Annotated in this window: 16 protein-coding genes; 12 read left to right on the plus strand and 4 right to left on the minus strand. The window is 66.9% G+C overall.

What is annotated here, in order from left to right; genetic code table 11:
- Window positions 1–199 precede the first annotated feature (199 nt).
- The 7 genes from lysS to OHA40_RS18025 all read left to right on the plus strand — a co-directional run bounded on the left by lysS (window position 200) and on the right by OHA40_RS18025 (window position 8,376).
- Entirely contained in the window at window positions 200–1,699 is a 1,500-nt protein-coding gene (gene lysS, locus OHA40_RS17995; RefSeq protein WP_330234242.1) for a lysine--tRNA ligase, read from the plus strand.
- A gap of 116 nt (window positions 1,700–1,815) precedes the next feature.
- The gene (locus OHA40_RS18000; RefSeq protein WP_330234243.1) at window positions 1,816–2,175 is read left to right on the plus strand and encodes a histone-like nucleoid-structuring protein Lsr2; all 360 of its coding nucleotides are present in this window, start codon (window positions 1,816–1,818) and stop codon (window positions 2,173–2,175) included.
- 180 nt (window positions 2,176–2,355) lie between these two features.
- The gene (locus tag OHA40_RS18005) at window positions 2,356–3,006 is read left to right on the plus strand and encodes an FHA domain-containing protein (RefSeq protein ID WP_330228095.1); all 651 of its coding nucleotides are present in this window, start codon (window positions 2,356–2,358) and stop codon (window positions 3,004–3,006) included.
- A gap of 132 nt (window positions 3,007–3,138) precedes the next feature.
- The gene (locus OHA40_RS18010; RefSeq protein WP_330228096.1) at window positions 3,139–3,732 is read left to right on the plus strand and encodes an anthrone oxygenase family protein; all 594 of its coding nucleotides are present in this window, start codon (window positions 3,139–3,141) and stop codon (window positions 3,730–3,732) included.
- Window positions 3,733–3,820: 88 nt separating this feature from the next.
- The gene (locus OHA40_RS18015) at window positions 3,821–4,744 is read left to right on the plus strand and encodes an esterase/lipase family protein (protein WP_442943745.1); all 924 of its coding nucleotides are present in this window, start codon (window positions 3,821–3,823) and stop codon (window positions 4,742–4,744) included.
- 307 nt (window positions 4,745–5,051) lie between these two features.
- A complete protein-coding gene (locus OHA40_RS18020; protein ID WP_330228097.1) occupies window positions 5,052–7,607 on the plus strand; it encodes an ATP-dependent Clp protease ATP-binding subunit in 2,556 nt (851 codons plus the stop codon).
- A 124-nt stretch (window positions 7,608–7,731) separates the two neighbouring features.
- The gene (locus OHA40_RS18025; protein ID WP_330228098.1) at window positions 7,732–8,376 is read left to right on the plus strand and encodes a vWA domain-containing protein; all 645 of its coding nucleotides are present in this window, start codon (window positions 7,732–7,734) and stop codon (window positions 8,374–8,376) included.
- Window positions 8,377–8,472: 96 nt separating this feature from the next.
- On the opposite strand, the gene OHA40_RS18030 is transcribed toward OHA40_RS18025, so the two are convergent.
- Window positions 8,473–9,180, minus strand: coding sequence for a response regulator transcription factor (locus OHA40_RS18030; RefSeq protein ID WP_330228099.1), 708 nt, complete (start codon window positions 9,178–9,180; stop codon window positions 8,473–8,475).
- Window positions 9,181–9,385: 205 nt separating this feature from the next.
- A complete protein-coding gene (locus tag OHA40_RS18035) occupies window positions 9,386–10,891 on the minus strand; it encodes a sensor histidine kinase (protein ID WP_330228100.1) in 1,506 nt (501 codons plus the stop codon).
- Between the two features lie 301 nt (window positions 10,892–11,192).
- On the opposite strand from OHA40_RS18035, the gene OHA40_RS18040 reads away from it, so the two are divergent.
- Window positions 11,193–12,095: an ABC transporter ATP-binding protein gene (locus OHA40_RS18040; protein ID WP_330228101.1), complete on the plus strand. Its 903-nt coding sequence runs from the start codon at window positions 11,193–11,195 to the stop codon at window positions 12,093–12,095.
- The gene (locus OHA40_RS18045) at window positions 12,092–12,955 is read left to right on the plus strand and encodes an ABC transporter permease (protein ID WP_330228102.1); all 864 of its coding nucleotides are present in this window, start codon (window positions 12,092–12,094) and stop codon (window positions 12,953–12,955) included. The genes OHA40_RS18040 and OHA40_RS18045 overlap by 4 nt, the downstream gene beginning before the upstream one ends.
- Window positions 12,956–13,024: 69 nt before the next feature.
- Here the strand turns inward: OHA40_RS18045 and OHA40_RS18050 are convergent, their stop codons facing one another.
- Complete coding sequence (locus OHA40_RS18050; protein WP_330228103.1) at window positions 13,025–13,654, minus strand: TetR/AcrR family transcriptional regulator; 630 nt, start codon at window positions 13,652–13,654, stop codon at window positions 13,025–13,027.
- Between the two features lie 106 nt (window positions 13,655–13,760).
- On the opposite strand from OHA40_RS18050, the gene OHA40_RS18055 reads away from it, so the two are divergent.
- The 3 genes from OHA40_RS18055 (at window position 13,761) to OHA40_RS18065 (ending at window position 15,517) form a co-directional block, all read left to right on the plus strand.
- On the plus strand, window positions 13,761–14,408 hold the full coding sequence (locus OHA40_RS18055) for an FMN-dependent NADH-azoreductase (RefSeq protein ID WP_330228104.1): 648 nt from the start codon (window positions 13,761–13,763) through the stop codon (window positions 14,406–14,408).
- A gap of 1 nt (window position 14,409) precedes the next feature.
- Window positions 14,410–14,730, plus strand: coding sequence for a DMT family transporter (locus tag OHA40_RS18060; RefSeq protein WP_330228105.1), 321 nt, complete (start codon window positions 14,410–14,412; stop codon window positions 14,728–14,730).
- 346 nt (window positions 14,731–15,076) lie between these two features.
- Window positions 15,077–15,517: an OsmC family peroxiredoxin gene (locus OHA40_RS18065; protein WP_330228106.1), complete on the plus strand. Its 441-nt coding sequence runs from the start codon at window positions 15,077–15,079 to the stop codon at window positions 15,515–15,517.
- Between the two features lie 59 nt (window positions 15,518–15,576).
- Here the strand turns inward: OHA40_RS18065 and OHA40_RS18070 are convergent, their stop codons facing one another.
- The gene (locus tag OHA40_RS18070; RefSeq protein WP_330228107.1) at window positions 15,577–16,059 is read right to left on the minus strand and encodes a hypothetical protein; all 483 of its coding nucleotides are present in this window, start codon (window positions 16,057–16,059) and stop codon (window positions 15,577–15,579) included.
- Window positions 16,060–16,076 lie beyond the last annotated feature (17 nt).

Genomic DNA, 16,076 nt, shown 5'->3' on the forward strand with positions numbered 1-16,076 from the left:
GACACACTGTGATGCGGACCGGCTATTTCGGGGTCTCGTAGTGTCCGCGGGTAGGTCGCAGGGCCGATACCGATTCGTTACTGCCGGGTAGACCCTGGGCGGCCCGCAAAACGATTTCCGGTGCACGCTAGGGTTGTTCGATGTGAGCACCCCGAACTCTGCATCCTCCAGCGCATCGACATCGGATTCGCGGCCTGCCGTGGCGCCCGACGCCGACGATGCCCCGGAGCAGATACGGATTCGCCGGGAGAAGCGAGAGCGGTTGCTCGCGGCCGGTGGCGAGGCCTATCCGGTCGTCGTGCCGCGTACGCATACCCTCGCCGAAATTCGGGCCGCATATCCCGACCTGGCCGCTGACACGGCGACCGGCCATGAGGCCGGTGTCGCCGGACGCGTCATTTTCATGCGTAATACCGGCAAGTTGTGTTTCGCGACCCTGCAGGAGGGCGACGGCACCAAGCTGCAGGCGATGATCAGCCTCAACGGGGTGGGTGCGGATTCGCTTGCCGCGTGGAAGGCCGACGTCGACCTAGGCGACTTCGTTTTCGTGCACGGGGAGGTCATCGCCTCACGGACCGGCGAGCTGAGCGTCATGGCCGATACCTGGTTCATGGCGGCCAAGGCGCTGCGCCCGCTGCCGGTCGCGCACAAGGAGATGAACGAGGAGTCGCGGGTCCGGCAGCGTTATGTCGACCTGATCGTGCGTCCGGAAGCCAGGGAAATGGCGCGTACTCGTATCGCCGTGGTGCGCGCGCTGCGCAACGCACTCGAGCGCAGAGGATTCCTCGAGGTGGAGACGCCGATGCTGCAAACGCTGCACGGCGGAGCGGCAGCCCGGCCGTTCATGACCCATTCGAATGCCCTCGATATGGACCTCTACCTGCGCATCGCGCCCGAGCTGTTCCTGAAGCGCTGCGTCGTCGGTGGCTTGGAGCGGGTCTTCGAGATCAACCGGAACTTCCGGAACGAAGGTGCGGACTCCACACATTCCCCGGAGTTCGCGATGCTGGAGACATACCAGGCATACGGCACCTATGATGACTCGGCGCGGATGACTCGGGAATTGGTGCAGGAAGTGGCCCAAGAGGTGTTCGGCACCCAGGTGGTGACCCTGGCCGACGGTACCGAATACGATCTGCGCGGCGAGTGGGCGACCGTCGAGATGTACCCGTCGCTCTCGGATGCGCTGGGTGTCTCGGTCTCGCCGGAAACGTCCGTTGCCGAATTGCGCGCACTCGCGGATCGGGTTGGTCTGGAAATTCCGGAGGACAAGGGCTATGGCCACGGGAAACTCGTCGAGGAACTGTGGGAACACCAGTATGGCGACAAGCTGTACGCACCGACTTTCGTGCGCGACTTCCCGGTCGAGACATCCCCGCTGACCAGGCAGCATCGCAGTCGAGCAGGCGTCACCGAGAAGTGGGACCTCTATGTGCGCGGCTTCGAGTTGGCTACTGGCTATTCGGAGTTGGTCGACCCGGTGATCCAGCGCGAGCGGTTCGTCGACCAGGCTCGGCTGGCCGCGCAGGGTGACGACGAAGCGATGGCACTGGACGAGGACTTCCTCGCGGCGATGGAGCACGGCATGCCGCCGACCACCGGAACCGGTATGGGAATCGATCGCTTGTTGATGGCGCTGACAGGATTGGGAATCCGAGAAACGATACTGTTCCCAATTGTGCGTCCGGTCACCAGGTGACCACTCAGATTGCAAAGCAGCGACTCCGTCTTGGAATTTCCGGAATTCGAGGTATTCTTGCCTCGGGTAATCGGCCTAGTATGCGGGTCGCACGATTTCGAGAGGACGTTCATCTCATGGCAAAGAAGGTCACCGTTAGCCTGATCGACGATGTCGACGGTGAGTCCATCGCAGACGAGACCATCGAGTTTGCGATCGACGGTGTGTCGTACGAGATCGATCTGTCGTCGGCAAATGCTTCGAAGCTGCGCGACGGTTTGGAAGAGTGGGTTTCGAATGCGCGCCGGGTCAGCGGTCGGCGCCGGGTCAAGGCCGCCGCGACGGCGGCGGGTGCGCCCAAGAGCCGGGTCTCCATCGACCGGGAACAAAGCGCCGCAATTCGCGAGTGGGCGCGTCGGAATGGGCACAAGGTGTCCGCGCGGGGCCGTATCTCCGCCGACATCACCGACGCGTACAACAAGGCCGCGAAGGGATAGTTCTATTTCGGCCGCCGTCCCGGCGAATCGTGCGACGTCGGGGCGGCGGTCTTGTTTGTGATAGGGCTTCGATATAGCAGCAAGGCCAGATCACGCGGTGGCCCATGACGGCGGGCGAATCGATCTTGCTCGAGGTTCCCGAACGGGGCACCATGGAAACGTGCGACGGTCACTGGCGGTATGGAAAGGCGAGGTATCGGCGCAGTGACAGGATTCATCGGATCATTCTTACGGTTCACCGATGACGCCGGTCGCCAACAGGAGTTCACGCTCACACCTGACCGCGGCCGTGTCACCATCGGCCGTTCTCCGCATGCCGATCTGTCCCTGAGCTGGGACGCGGAGGTCTCCCGGCTGCACGCGGCGGTCGAATACCTGGGCGCGCACTGGACGATCGTCGACGACGGGCTTTCCCGCAACGGCACTTTCGTAAACGGCGACCGGCTGGTCGGTCGGCGCAGGCTGATGGCGGGCGACGTCATTCGGGTCGGCACCTCGAAGGTTTCCTTCCACGATTTCGGCGCTGTGGCCGACGACATCACCCGCACCTCGACGGCCGGCGCGATTCCCAGCGCGCGGTCGCTGACCGACACGCAGCGCTCGGTGCTGATCGCGCTGTGCCGCCCATACAAACATGGCGCCGGTTTCGCTACGCCCGCCTCCAATCAGCAGATCGCGGAGGAGCTGTTCCTCAGCGTCGATGCGATCAAGACCCATCTTCGCGCGCTGTTCGCCAAGTTCGGCGTGGAGGATCTGCCGCAGAACCAGAAGCGGGTGCGGCTGGCTGGACTGGCCATGCAGAGTGGGCTCATTTCCGATCGGGATCTGTGAGGCCTCCACCGTAGACGCTCGCTTAGCCGATCGAGCTTCTCGGCCATGGAGAGTGCCTGCGTCGACGGCTTGACTTGGATACACACAGCCGGAGCGATTCCGCTCCGGCGGGTTTTCAAGCAGGAGGAAGTCATGACCGCCACACGTCTCGCCGCACTGGTGCTGGCCACGCTGGCGACGGGCCTGATCGCGGGCCTCTTCTACGCGTACGCCAATTCGGTGATGCCCGCGCTGGCCCGCACCGACGACCGCGCGATGATCGACGTGATGCAGAAGATCAACGTGGTGATCATCAACCCCTGGTTCATGATCGGGTTCCTCGGCACGGTCGGATTCACCATCCTGGCGGCGGCGCTGCACCTGGGGCGGGAACACCGGAGCACGCTGATCTGGATCGTGCTCGCGCTGGTGCTCAACGTGATCGCGTTCGCGGTGACCTCCGGGTTGAACGTCCCGCTCAACGACCAGTTGGCCGCCGCGGGCGATCCCGCCTCGATCACCGACCTCGCCGCGGTCCGCGCCGACTACGAAGCCGCATGGGTTCGTTGGAACATCGTCCGCGGGGTCTTCCACACGCTGGCCTTCCTGGCGCTGTGCGGCGCGCTGTTCGTCGCGGGCGTCCAGCAGGGGAAGTCGACCGTCGCGGTGGGACCGGCGGGTTCCGTGGTCGCAGGCCAGTACGCGGCGCCGAACCAGCCCGGAGCGCCTGCTTTCGGTCAGCGGTAGTTTCTCCGGAAATCCACCGGAATCTCCCCCGCCTGGGACACTCCATGCGGTAGCTTCCCCGGAACACGGTCGATACCTGGAGGCTATCGTGCGACGTGTCTCAGGCTTTTCCTTGCTCGTCGTTCTGCTCGCCGTGATGTGCGCCGCCACGGCAGGCTCGGCGCACGCGCAGGAGCGATATCCGGTCGACTACAACTTCTTCGCGGGCATCCCAGCTGAGCTGGCGAACCCGGGCGGTTCCCCGCCCGGCGCCAACAACTGGTCCTGCCGGCCCAGCGCTGCGCACCCGAACCCCGTTGTTCTCGTGCACGGCACAGGTGGTGGTCCACAGACGAATTGGGGCGTGTACGCGCCGCTGCTGGCCAACGAGGGCTACTGCGTGTACGCGGGCACCTTCGGCAACTACAACCTGCCCTGGCCCGCCTCGGCCATCGGCGGCATGCTCCCGATCGAGCAGAGCGCGGCACAGCTCGCCACGTTCGTGGGCCGGGTGCTCGCCGCGACCGGCGCGGCCCAGGTCGACCTCATCGGCCACTCCCAGGGCAATTTCATCGGCAACTACTTCGTCAAGCGGCTCGGCGGCGCGGCGAAGGTGGACAAGCTGGTCGGACTGGCCCCGCCCTGGCTCGGCTCGAACGCGGGCGGCATGGCGGAACTCAACGACTGGGGCACGCGGCTCGGCCTCGGCCCGGTCTTCGACGCGGTGGCCGGATCGCCATGCCAGGCATGCCGCCAGGTGTTGCAAGGATCGGAGTTCGTGCGCGCGCTCAACAAGGACGGCGTCTACCACCCCGACGTGACTTATACGAATATCGCCACCGTGCTGGACGAGATGGTCGTGCCCTACACCGCGGGGCTGGTCGCCGGGCCCGGCGTCACGAACATCGTGGTTCAGCAGGGATGCGCGACGGACTACTCTGGGCATACGGGCATAGCGGGCAGTCCGAGGGCCGCGACCTACGTGCTCAACGCGCTCGATCCCGCCCATCCTCGCCCGGTGCCCTGCGGTTAGACGCTCTACACCGGGTAGGCAACCGGGGTTCTCCGTGCGCGTCGCAGATTCGGTCGTCGGGCAGCCTGTTCGCTGAGGGCAAAACCTGGCCGGAAACGAATCCCGCGACGCCCACGTTGTGAGTGAATGACCGTGCTGTCGCCGGTCGGCAATAGGGTGGACTGGCGACGGCGGCATCCCCCGCCAACTAGAGTGGAGACGCGGGGGCCGCAACCCCCGGGCTTCATGGCAGGCTGACGCCCACGGTTGTACACAGCACACTGCGACGTCTGTTGCCAGAATGTCGGAGCAGGAGAGTGAGGGAGCGATGTTCGAGAGGTTCACCGACCGCGCGAGGCGTGTCGTTGTCCTGGCCCAGGAAGAGGCCCGGATGCTCAACCACAACTACATCGGCACCGAGCACATCCTGCTGGGGCTGATCCACGAGGGTGAGGGCGTCGCGGCCAAGTCGCTGGAGTCGCTCGGCATTTCGCTGGAAGGCGTGCGCAGCCAGGTGGAGGAGATCATCGGTCAGGGCCAGCAGGCCCCGTCCGGGCACATCCCGTTCACCCCGCGCGCCAAGAAGGTACTGGAGCTGAGCCTTCGCGAGGCGCTGCAACTCGGCCACAACTACATCGGCACCGAGCACATCCTGCTCGGCCTCATCCGCGAGGGCGAGGGCGTGGCGGCGCAGGTGCTGGTGAAGCTGGGCGCCGATCTCAACCGCGTGCGTCAGCAGGTCATCCAACTGCTGTCCGGGTACCAGGGCAAGGAGCCGGTCGAGTCCGGCTCGCGCGGTGAGGCGGGCACCCCGTCCACCTCGCTGGTGCTCGACCAGTTCGGCCGCAATCTGACCCAGGCCGCGCTGGAGGGCAAGCTCGACCCGGTCATCGGCCGCTCGAAGGAGATCGAGCGCGTCATGCAGGTGCTCAGCCGCCGTACCAAGAACAACCCGGTGCTGATCGGCGAGCCCGGCGTCGGTAAGACCGCCGTGGTGGAGGGTCTCGCGCAGGCCATCGTCAACGGCGAGGTTCCCGAGACGCTGAAGGACAAGCAGCTCTACACGCTCGATCTGGGCTCCCTGGTCGCGGGCAGCCGCTACCGCGGTGATTTCGAAGAGCGCCTGAAGAAGGTGCTCAAGGAGATCAATACCCGCGGCGACATCATCCTGTTCATCGACGAGCTGCACACGCTGGTCGGCGCGGGCGCCGCCGAGGGCGCCATCGACGCGGCCTCGATCCTGAAGCCGAAGCTGGCCCGCGGCGAGCTACAGACCATCGGCGCGACCACCCTCGACGAGTACCGCAAGTACATCGAGAAGGACGCCGCCCTCGAGCGCCGGTTCCAGCCGGTGCAGGTGGGCGAGCCGACGGTCGAGCACACCATCAACATCCTCAAGGGTCTGCGCGACCGCTACGAGGCGCACCACCGGGTCTCCATCACCGACGGCGCACTGGTGGCCGCCGCGACCCTGGCCGACCGCTACATCAACGACCGGTTCCTGCCGGACAAGGCGATCGACCTGATCGACGAGGCCGGTGCGCGCATGCGCATCCGTCGCATGACCGCTCCGCCGGACCTGCGCGAGTTCGACGACAAGATCGCCGAGGCGCGCCGGGAGAAGGAGTCCGCGATCGACGCGCAGGACTTCGAGAAGGCCGCGCGGCTGCGCGACAAGGAGAAGCAGCTCGTCGCCAAGCGGGCCGAGCGGGAGAAGCAGTGGCGCTCGGGTGATCTGGACGTCGTGGCCGAGGTCGACGACGAGCAGATCGCCGAGGTGCTGGCGAACTGGACCGGTATCCCGGTGTTCAAGCTCACCGAGGAGGAGACCACCCGTCTGCTCCGCATGGAGGACGAGCTGCACAAGCGGATCATCGGCCAGGAGGACGCGGTCAAGGCCGTCTCCAAGGCGATTCGCCGCACCCGCGCCGGCCTGAAGGATCCGAAGCGCCCGTCCGGCTCGTTCATCTTCGCCGGTCCGTCCGGTGTCGGTAAGACCGAGCTGTCCAAGGCGCTGGCGAACTTCCTGTTCGGCGACGACGACGCGCTCATTCAGATCGACATGGGCGAGTTCCACGACCGCTTCACCGCCTCGCGGCTGTTCGGTGCCCCTCCGGGCTACGTCGGCTACGAGGAGGGCGGCCAGCTCACCGAGAAGGTGCGTCGCAAGCCGTTCTCGGTCGTGCTGTTCGACGAGATCGAGAAGGCCCATCAGGAGATCTACAACACCCTGTTGCAGGTCCTGGAGGACGGCCGCCTCACCGACGGCCAGGGCCGGACCGTGGACTTCAAGAACACGGTGCTGATCTTCACCTCGAACCTCGGCACCTCGGACATCTCGAAGGCCGTCGGCCTGGGCTTCACGCAGTCCAACAGCGAGGGCTCGAACTACGAGCGGATGAAGCTCAAGGTCAACGACGAGCTGAAGAAGCACTTCCGGCCCGAGTTCCTCAACCGCATCGACGATGTGATCGTCTTCCACCAGCTCACCACCGACCAGATCGTCGAGATGGTGGACCTGATGATCAACCGCGTCGCCACGCAGCTGAAGAACAAGGACATGGCGATCGAGCTCACCGATAACGCCAAGAACCTGCTGGCCAAGCGTGGCTTCGATCCCGTGCTCGGTGCCCGGCCACTGCGCCGCACCATCCAGCGCGAGATCGAGGACCAGCTGTCGGAGAAGATCCTCTTCGGCGAGATCGGCCCTGGCCAGACCATCGCGGTCGATGTCGAGGGCTGGGACGGCGAGGGCTCCGGCGAGGACGCCAAGTTCACCTTCACCGGCAAGGCGAAGTTGACCAAGGCCGCCGCCGAGGAGAAGCCCGAAGTCGTGCTGACCGGCGCGGCGGAAGGCTCCGCGGAGGCAGCTTCCGGCGAGTAAGTCGCGAATCAAAGGGGCTCGTACCACCTGTAGTCGGTGGTACGAGCCCTTATTCGTCGCACGATGCCCGGCGGCGGAGCGAGTACCTTGGGTGGGGTTCGTGAAACCGACACGGGGGTGTGCAATGACCAATCCGGATTCGACCCTGATCGCTGTTCTGCTGGACCGTTCCGGCTCCATGCAGTCGATCAAGTCCGACACCGAAGGCGGGTTCGCCGCCTATATCGAGCAGCAGCGCGAGGTGCCGAAGAGCATCGAGGTGACGCTGGCGCAATTCGACACCGAATACGAATGCCTCTACGCGAATCGGCCGATCGCCGAGGTGCCGCCGCCGAGCCTACAGCCGCGCGGGATGACCGCCCTGTACGACGCGGTCGGCAAACTGGTCACCGACGTGGGCGCGGACCTCGCGAAGCGGCCCGAGCAGGAGCGACCGGGAACTGTCATCGTCGTCGTGCTCACCGATGGGCACGAGAACTCCAGTAAGGAATGGTCGCACGCTGCGGTGAAATCGCTCATCACCCAGCAGCAGGATGTCTACAACTGGACTTTCCTCTTCCTCGGCGCAAACATGGACGCGGTGGCGATCGGCACCGAGATGGGCTTCGCCCCAGGGCAGTCGATCACCTACGCCGCGGCGCCGGGTGGCGTGAGCGGTGCATTCGGCGCTGCCGCCGCGTACTCCACGCGCGCGCAGTCCGCACCGGTGGGGGCCCCGCGCCCCGTCTTCACCGAAGCCGAACGCCGACAGGCGAATCCGGAAAGCTGACAACGGACCGGTCCCTTGCGGAGTCGTCCGGACCGAACCGGGGTCGATCATCGGCTACGGTTCGCTCACCAGCGGTCTCGTGGTGGCGGGAGACCACTATTGCCAGCCTGGGCGGACCAGGCCGGATTCGTAGGCCATGACCACGAGTTGGGTTCGGTCTCTTGCGTTCAGTTTGGTGAGGATACGGCTGACGTGGGTGCGTGCCGTGGCGGGGCTCATGAAGAGACGTTCGCCGATTTCGGCGTTGGTGAGGCCCTCGGCGACCAGGGCCATCACCTCGCGCTCGCGCTCGGTGAGTTCGGCGAGGGTCGCGGGCGGTGGCGTCTTCGCGCGCGCGGAGAACTCCGCGATCAGCCTGCGGGTGACGCCGGGGGACAGCAGGGCATCGCCGGCCGCGACGACGCGAACGGCGCGCACCAGATCGGCCGGCTCGGTGTGTTTGACGAGAAATCCCGTCGCCCCGGAGCGCATCGCCTCGAAGACGTACTCGTCGAGCTCGAAGGTGGTCAGCACGACCACTCGCACCTCGGCGAGTTTCGCGTCCTCGGCGATCATGCGAGTGGCGGCCAGGCCGTCCAGGATCGGCATGCGGATGTCCATCAGCACCACGTCCGGGTGAAGGCTGCGGGTCATGCGCACCGCCTGCTCACCGTTGTCCGCCTCGCCGACCACCTCGATACCGTCCTGGGCCTCCAGCAGTGCGACGAAACCGCCGCGCACCAGCGCCTGGTCGTCGGCCACCAAGACCTGGATGCTCGCCTGCCCGGCTGCGCCACCGGCCTGCGCGCCGTCGTGGTCATGCATCGGAGCCTCCTCTGCGTCGCCCGGGTCGTTCCGGTGGGCGCTATTGCTTTCCAGCGGAGCTACTCGGTTGCCAGACGTCTGCGGGCTGTACCCGCGCGCTGCCCGGCGCCGTCGCGCTGGGTTGCGCGGTGCGCGATGCCGTGTCGCCCGTCCGGGTGTTGTCGTGGTGGTCGTGCATCGGAGTTTCCTGTGCCCTCTGCCGGAGCTAGTGCTTCACTCGTCCGGCGGATGTGCTCGGCCGCTCGGCGGGCTCGTCCTGCGGACCATGAGGTGCGGCCGTACCCGGCTCTTTCGGAGCGGTCATGCTCGGTGTGGTGCTGTTCGGTGTCGTCCCCGATGTCGCCGTAGTGAGTCCAGCCGCTTCCTGATCGGGCGTGCTCGTTGCCGCTTTGCTCGGGGTGATCGTGCCCGGTGTGGCGCCGGTCGGCGTTGTACCCGGGGATGTCGCATTCGGTTCGGCCGCTCCTGGGTCGGGTGTCCGGGTGGGCAGCCGTGCCGCGACCCGGAATCCGCCGCTGGGACGGGGGCCTGCCGTGAGCGCGCCGCCGAGTGCGTGCGCCCGCTCGCGCATGCCGATGATGCCGTTGCCGCCGCTGCCGGAACGGGATGGGGCGCTGGTCGGGCGCGTGTTGTCGACGGTGATGTCGACCGAGTCCGACGTGTAGCGCACGGTCACCGTGGCGTCGGCGCCGGGCGCGTGCCGGAGCACGTTGGTCAACGATTCCTGGATGATCCGCACCGCCGCCGCGTCCATGACGCTGGGCAACTGCTGGGCGGTGCCGAGCACTCGGGTGTCGACCGTCAAGCCGGTCGCGCGCGGGAGCTGCAACAGCTCGTCCAAGTCGCTGATGCTCGGTGCGGGAGCGCGGGGGGCGGGCGGTGGCCCGGCGGCATCGGTGTTCGCCGTGGCGTGTGCGCGACTGTCGCTGTCGCTCGAAGCACCCTCGGCGGCAGACAGGTTGCGGCCGGTTCGCGAGCTACGGCGGCGCCGACGGTCGTTGTCCTCGTCCGTGCTCGCGGGGGCGTCGTCGGCCGGTTGGTCCCCGGACGCTGCGACCGTTCCGGAGCGGATCGTGTGCAGCAGCGCGTGCACATCGGCCAGTGCGTCGCGGCTAGCGGCCTTGATCGCGGTCAGCGCGGTCTGCGCCTGCTCGGGTCGCTTGTCGAGTATCTCCAGCGCCACCGAGGACTGCACGTTGATCATCGACAGGCTGTGCGCCAGCACATCGTGCAATTCGCGGGCGATGGCCAGGCGCTCGTCGCTGGCTTGCCGCTCGCGCTGCGCTTGCTCGTCCCGGCGCGCGGCCTCGGCGCGCTGTCGGCGCGCGACGAGCACGGCCTTGCGCTGCCTGATCCCTTCGGCTACCGACAGCAGCACGGCCAGCCAAGCCATCAGCGCGAAGATCTGCCACAGGTTGGCGGGCCGGCCGAGCGGCGCGGGCACCGGCCAGACCAGGGTGAGATAGCCGAGCGGGACGAGCGGGTAAGTCCACCAACGAGATCCGCTGCTCGCGGCGGTCAGAAAGGCGACGACCAGCGAGACGAAGATCGGCCCGTATCCGTAGCCGCGCACGAAATACGCCAGGCATACGGCCAGGACGACGAACAGCACCGGCACCGGCTGCGCCCGCCGCCAGATGAGCGCCACCGGCCCGGCGAGCAGCAGCAGATACCCGAGCATATCGAGGGAGTGCACCCCCGTCTGCCGCATGTTCGCGAAGGTGCCCCCGACCACTTGAACCGCGGCCACGACGAGCGCGACCCCCCAGTCCAAGCCGACCGAGCTCCGATCTGTAATCCCTGCCACCCGCACGCACGTAGCCTATGCGGCTGGGCCGGGATTCGACGTCCGCCTGGGAACGTATTTCACGGATATCGCGCCATCGGCATCCGGAATGCGCGCTGGGCGCGGACGGAATTCCGCGGCGGCGCCGCGATAGTTCTCGATACGTACGCCGAACATCGCTCGGCGACGGATGCCAAGGCCAGGGTCTGCGGCGGATTCTCGGTGCATGACAGATTCGATCGTGGTCACCCGAGGGTTGACCAAACGCTACGGCGACCACACCGCGGTCTCCGGTGTCAGCATGAGCGTCGCGTCGGGCGAGATCTACGGGTTCCTCGGCCCGAACGGCGCGGGCAAGACCACCACGCTGCGCATGCTGGTCGGGCTGATCCGTCCCAGCGCGGGCGCGGCCACGGTGGCGGGGCGCAGTCCGGGTGATCCGGCGGTGGTCCGCCGGATCGGTGTACTCATCGAGGGCCCCGGTTTCTATCCCTACCTCTCCGGCCGGGACAACCTGCGGGTCCTGGCGAAGTACCGCGGACTCGGCCGAACCGAAGTGGCGGATGCACTACACCGGATCGGCCTGGCGTCCCGCGCCGACGACAAATTCCGCACCTACTCGCTGGGCATGAAACAGCGGCTCGGTGTGGGCGCCGCGCTGCTGGGCAGTCCTGATCTGCTCATCCTGGACGAGCCGACCAACGGCCTGGATCCGGCGGGTATGGCCGAAATGCGGGAGCTGATCACGGATCTGGCCGCCGAGGGCCACACTGTGCTGCTGTCCAGCCACATGCTCAGCGAGGTGCAGGAGATCTGCGACCGCGTCGGCGTGATCTCGCACGGCACGCTGCTCGCCGAAGCGACGGTCGCGGAGTTGCGCGGGGCCTCGTCGCTGCTGCTGCGGGCCGAGCCGCTGGAGGTGGCGTTGCCCGTAGTGCGTCGGCTGGTCGGCGAGCGTTCGGCGTTACCGACCGCGAGCGGTATCAGGATCGAGTCGGACGCCGTCTCCGCGCCCGCGGTGGCGCGTGCCGTTGTGGCGTCGGGCGCGGATCTGCTGGAACTGCGGGTCGACGAGAAATCCCTGGAGGAAGTGTTCTTCGAGATGACACGACTGGAGGCGGTGCGATGAACCGGTTGGTGCTGCGTGATCTGGTGGCGAGCACGAAAGCGGAAATGCTGCGGCTGCGCAAGTGGCCCGCGTTCTGGATACTCCTGGGCACGTGGATTCTGCTGAATCTCACGTTCGCATACCTGTTCAACTACTTGGCGTATACCTCGGGCGAATCCGGCCGAATGTCCAATGGGCTGCCTCGCCAGGCGCTGCTGCAGCAGATGTTGCCCGTCGCGGTCCCCGAAGTGTTCACGCAGGGGATGGCGATGTTCGGCGGCGCGCTGATGCTCATCCTCGGCGCGCTGACCGTCGGCAGCGGATATGGCTGGGGGACCTGGAAAACCGTGTTCACACAGCGCCCTTCGCGGGTGTCCACGGTCGCCGCGGTAGTGGTGAGTCTCGCGGTCGTGGTGGTGGGGCTGGTGTGCGTGGCGTTCGTTGCGGATATCGCGATCGCCGGACTGGTCGCGGTATCGGAGTCACAGCCGCTCACGCCGCCTTCGCTGGACCGGGCGCTGCTCGGAATCCTCACCGGAATAGTGATTCTGGGAATGTGGACGCTGGCGGGTGCGCTCATCGGCGCGATCGCTCGTGGTCCCGCGCTCGCCGTCGGGCTCGGCTTGGTCTGGGTGCTCGTGGTGGAGAACCTGCTGCGCGGCGTGGCGGGCATTTTCCCGCCGATCGAGGTCATCACCGATCATCTACCCGGCACGGCGGCGGGGTCGCTGGCCGGGGCGATGCGCACGGTCGACGGACCGGCTACGCCGGGTGTGCTCGAAGTGCTTTCGCGAAACGAATCTCTGGTCGTGCTGGTGAGCTACCTGGTGCTTTTCGCGGGTGGCACGATCTGGCTGATGCGCGGACGCGATCTGGTGTGATCAAGAGGGTGTCGAAGCCGTTGGCGGAGAGCGTCCGTCAACGGCTTTCGGTCATGTCCGCGTCTCGGGTCACTCTCGCTTCGCCGGTTGCGCATCACCGAGCACAGCTTCCGCGATGGTGCGGAGCGCGTCGGTGATCTGTTCGGAGTCGAGCCCGCGCTCGCGCTGCTTTCGATAGACCTCCGCTGCCAGCAGCGCGAGCAGTGGGTCGACCATAGCGTCCGGCTCGCGAATTTCCGCCGCCACCAATAGCGCTCGCACATGCGCGTACCAGAACCCGTACGCGCCGGTCGCGAACCGTGCTCCGCCGATTTCCGCGCCGAGCACCAGATGCGCGTGCGCGTCCAGCAATTCGACCATCGCGGCGTAGAACGCGGCCAGTCGCTCTGCCGGTGATGCTCCGGGGCCGAGCGGGGGAGGTCCGGCGAGCAATTTCTCCTGTAGGGCGCGCTCGTGCTCGTCGAGCAGGGCAACGGCGATCGAGTTGGTATCCGGATAGCGGCGATACAGGGTGCCGCGCCCAACGCCCGCAGCCTTCGCTATGTCGTCCATCGTCACCGCGCGTGGGTCCCGGGTGGCGAACAGTTCGGCCGCCGCCGTCAGCACTTTGGCCCGGTTGCGTGCCGCGTCCGCGCGTTCGTGCGGGCCTGCCTGCCGGCCGGAGCCGGTGCCGGCGAGCAGATCGGATCGGGGTTCCATGCCGCGACTGTAGCCGACTTCGAATTAACTGGACAATACGTCCATTTAGTCCTAGGGTCGCTTCAGCTGAATCGGACACCATGTCCATTTAATCGGAGGTTTGACCATGACCACCCTGTTGCACCTCGATGCCACCGCCCGGCGGCGGTCGATCAGCCGGGAGTTGAGCGCCGCGTTCGCCGATGCCTGGCGCGAGCGACACCCGGAGGGCGGCTACCGCTACCGTGATCTCGCGGCCGACCCCGTGCCCTTCATCGGAGAGGCGTGGACCGAATTGTGTGCCGCGGTGCTGGCCCTGCCACGCACGGATCCGGAGCGGCTCGGCGAATTGGTCCGCACCTCCGCGCAGGCCGCCGCGTGGGAGATCGTCGCGCCGCTGCTCACCGAACTGCTGGCGGCGGACGTCGTCCTGATCGGGACGCCGATGTACAACTATTCGATCCCGGCCTCGCTCAAAGCGTGGCTGGATCAGGTGACCTTCCCGCGAATGTCGTTGGGACACCGGCGCTTCGTCGTGACGTCGGCACGCGGCGGCGCATACTCGCCCGGCGCGCCCAAAGCAGCCTATGACTATCAGGAACGTTTTCTGCGCGATTTCTTCGCAGGCCATTTCGCCGTCATCGACACGGTTTTCGTCCACGCGGAACTAGCCAATTCCCGCGAGGATCCGGCACTCGCGGATCGGCGGGCCGAGCACGACGAGTCCTACGCCCGGGCGCTGGTGACAGCGCGCGATCTGGCCGCGGAGTACTGAGATGAACTGGGTAGTCCTCGGCATCGCCGGGCTGGTAGAGATCGTCTGGTCGCAGAGCATCAAACCGACCGAGAACTTCACCAGACTCGTGCCCACGCTGATCTGCTTCGCGCTCGGCGTCACCGCGGTGTACCTGCTGTCCCGCGCTATGCAGACGCTACCGGTGGGGACCGCCTACGCGGTGTTCACCGGCATCGGGGCGCTCGGCGCGATCGTCCTCGGCATCGTCCTGCACAAGGACCCGTTCAGCGCGGGGCGCATACTCGCGCTCGCGTTGATCCTCGGCGGCATCGTGCTGGCCCGGATTACGAACCCGGAGTGAGCGAACGGTTCGGCGGACGGTTCAGGCGCTGGATTGGTGCCCGGCGGGATGTCTCCCGTCGCCGCCGGGACCTTCTGTCGGTCCAGGTGGGCGTTTCGGCGCGCCACGGATTGCCCAGAGGTGAGTGGATCTTCGGCCGCGTGTGGTGCGTACCTGGTCGGGCGTTGGGCGGCATACCTCGATGTGCTTGGTGCGTATGGGTTTCCGGTGCGCCGCCCTGCCGTCGCGGCGCGCGTGTGAATAGGCCGCCGGGACGAAAGTGATCGGCGAACTGGTGGGCCGGAGCGAAGCGGCCGGGGTAGGTTTTTTGCTGAATCGTCAAACGATCATCGGCGAAAGGACCGTGATGCCCACACGTACCGCGCGTACCGCCTGGACCGGCACCCTGCAGGAGGGTTCGGGACAGGTCGAGCTGGCCAGTTCGGGGGTCGGCAAGTACGACGTGTCGTTCCCCAAGCGTTCCGCCGAGGAGGCCGACGGCACCACCAGCCCGGAGGAACTGATCGCGGCCGCGCATTCCTCCTGCTACGCGATGGCGCTCTCGGCGCAGATCGGCAACGCGGGCGGTGCGCCGGAGAGCCTGGACGTCACCGCCGACGTGACCCTCGGCCCCGACCCGGCGGGCGGCTTCCGGATCACCGGAATCAAGCTGACCGTCCGCGGTCGCGTCTCCGGCATCGACGCCGACGGCTTCCAGGCCGCCGCCGAGGCCGCCAAGGCGGGCTGCCCGGTCAGCAAAGCACTGGCGGGCGTCGACCACATCACCCTCGACGCGGCCCTCGCGTAGTTCGCGCAAACGCTTGCTCCCCGCACACTCGGTGACGTGTGCGGGGAGCTTGCGACAAATCAGCGCTTGTGGAAGTAGCGGCGGGCGGGGCGGGTGTAGAGCGCGGGAATCGCGATGAGAACGGCGGCTACGTGAACTGCGCGGAAGACACCGAGCGATACGGATGCGGGGGTCAGGTCGGCGAACAGGTCGCGGAGTTCCTTCGCCGAGATGGCCTCGGCCAGCGGCTCGATGATCAGCGAGAGCAGACCGAACCCGCCGATGCCCACGGTGATCACCAGACGCGCCCAACGGTCGCCGCGGGTCACGCGCACCGCGACGGCCAGTACCGCCAGGTAGATCGCCAACCGCATGCCGAATCCGGTCGCCAAGTCCGCCGGGTCGGCCTCGTCGAACGCGAGCGCTGCCCGCACGATCGCTTCGGCGATGCCCGCGAGCAAAGCGACGACCAGCGCGGAGAACGCGACGCGAACCGGGCGTGGTGGCGCGGAGACAGGGGCGTGCAGAGGGGCGGGCCGGGAAGAAAAGGCAGTGCCGGTCATGTGACCGACACTGCCTC

This window comes from Nocardia sp. NBC_00508, from assembly GCF_036346875.1.
Lineage (GTDB): Bacteria > Actinomycetota > Actinomycetes > Mycobacteriales > Mycobacteriaceae > Nocardia.

Excerpts from the sequence above, each read along its gene's own strand:
- OHA40_RS18000 (WP_330234243.1), top strand. The coding sequence starts at position 1,816 with ATGGCAAAGAAGGTCACCGTTAGCCTGATCGACGATGTCGACGGTGAG.
- OHA40_RS18005 (WP_330228095.1), top strand. The coding sequence starts at position 2,356 with ATGGAAAGGCGAGGTATCGGCGCAGTGACAGGATTCATCGGATCATTC.
- OHA40_RS18010 (WP_330228096.1), top strand. The coding sequence starts at position 3,139 with ATGACCGCCACACGTCTCGCCGCACTGGTGCTGGCCACGCTGGCGACG.
- OHA40_RS18020 (WP_330228097.1), top strand. The coding sequence starts at position 5,052 with ATGTTCGAGAGGTTCACCGACCGCGCGAGGCGTGTCGTTGTCCTGGCC.
- OHA40_RS18025 (WP_330228098.1), top strand. The coding sequence starts at position 7,732 with ATGACCAATCCGGATTCGACCCTGATCGCTGTTCTGCTGGACCGTTCC.
- OHA40_RS18030 (WP_330228099.1), bottom strand. The coding sequence starts at position 9,180 with ATGCATGACCACGACGGCGCGCAGGCCGGTGGCGCAGCCGGGCAGGCG.
- OHA40_RS18035 (WP_330228100.1), bottom strand. The coding sequence starts at position 10,891 with ATGCGGCAGACGGGGGTGCACTCCCTCGATATGCTCGGGTATCTGCTG.
- OHA40_RS18040 (WP_330228101.1), top strand. The coding sequence starts at position 11,193 with ATGACAGATTCGATCGTGGTCACCCGAGGGTTGACCAAACGCTACGGC.
- OHA40_RS18045 (WP_330228102.1), top strand. The coding sequence starts at position 12,092 with ATGAACCGGTTGGTGCTGCGTGATCTGGTGGCGAGCACGAAAGCGGAA.
- OHA40_RS18050 (WP_330228103.1), bottom strand. The coding sequence starts at position 13,654 with ATGGAACCCCGATCCGATCTGCTCGCCGGCACCGGCTCCGGCCGGCAG.
- OHA40_RS18055 (WP_330228104.1), top strand. The coding sequence starts at position 13,761 with ATGACCACCCTGTTGCACCTCGATGCCACCGCCCGGCGGCGGTCGATC.
- OHA40_RS18060 (WP_330228105.1), top strand. The coding sequence starts at position 14,410 with ATGAACTGGGTAGTCCTCGGCATCGCCGGGCTGGTAGAGATCGTCTGG.
- OHA40_RS18065 (WP_330228106.1), top strand. The coding sequence starts at position 15,077 with ATGCCCACACGTACCGCGCGTACCGCCTGGACCGGCACCCTGCAGGAG.
- OHA40_RS18070 (WP_330228107.1), bottom strand. The coding sequence starts at position 16,059 with ATGACCGGCACTGCCTTTTCTTCCCGGCCCGCCCCTCTGCACGCCCCT.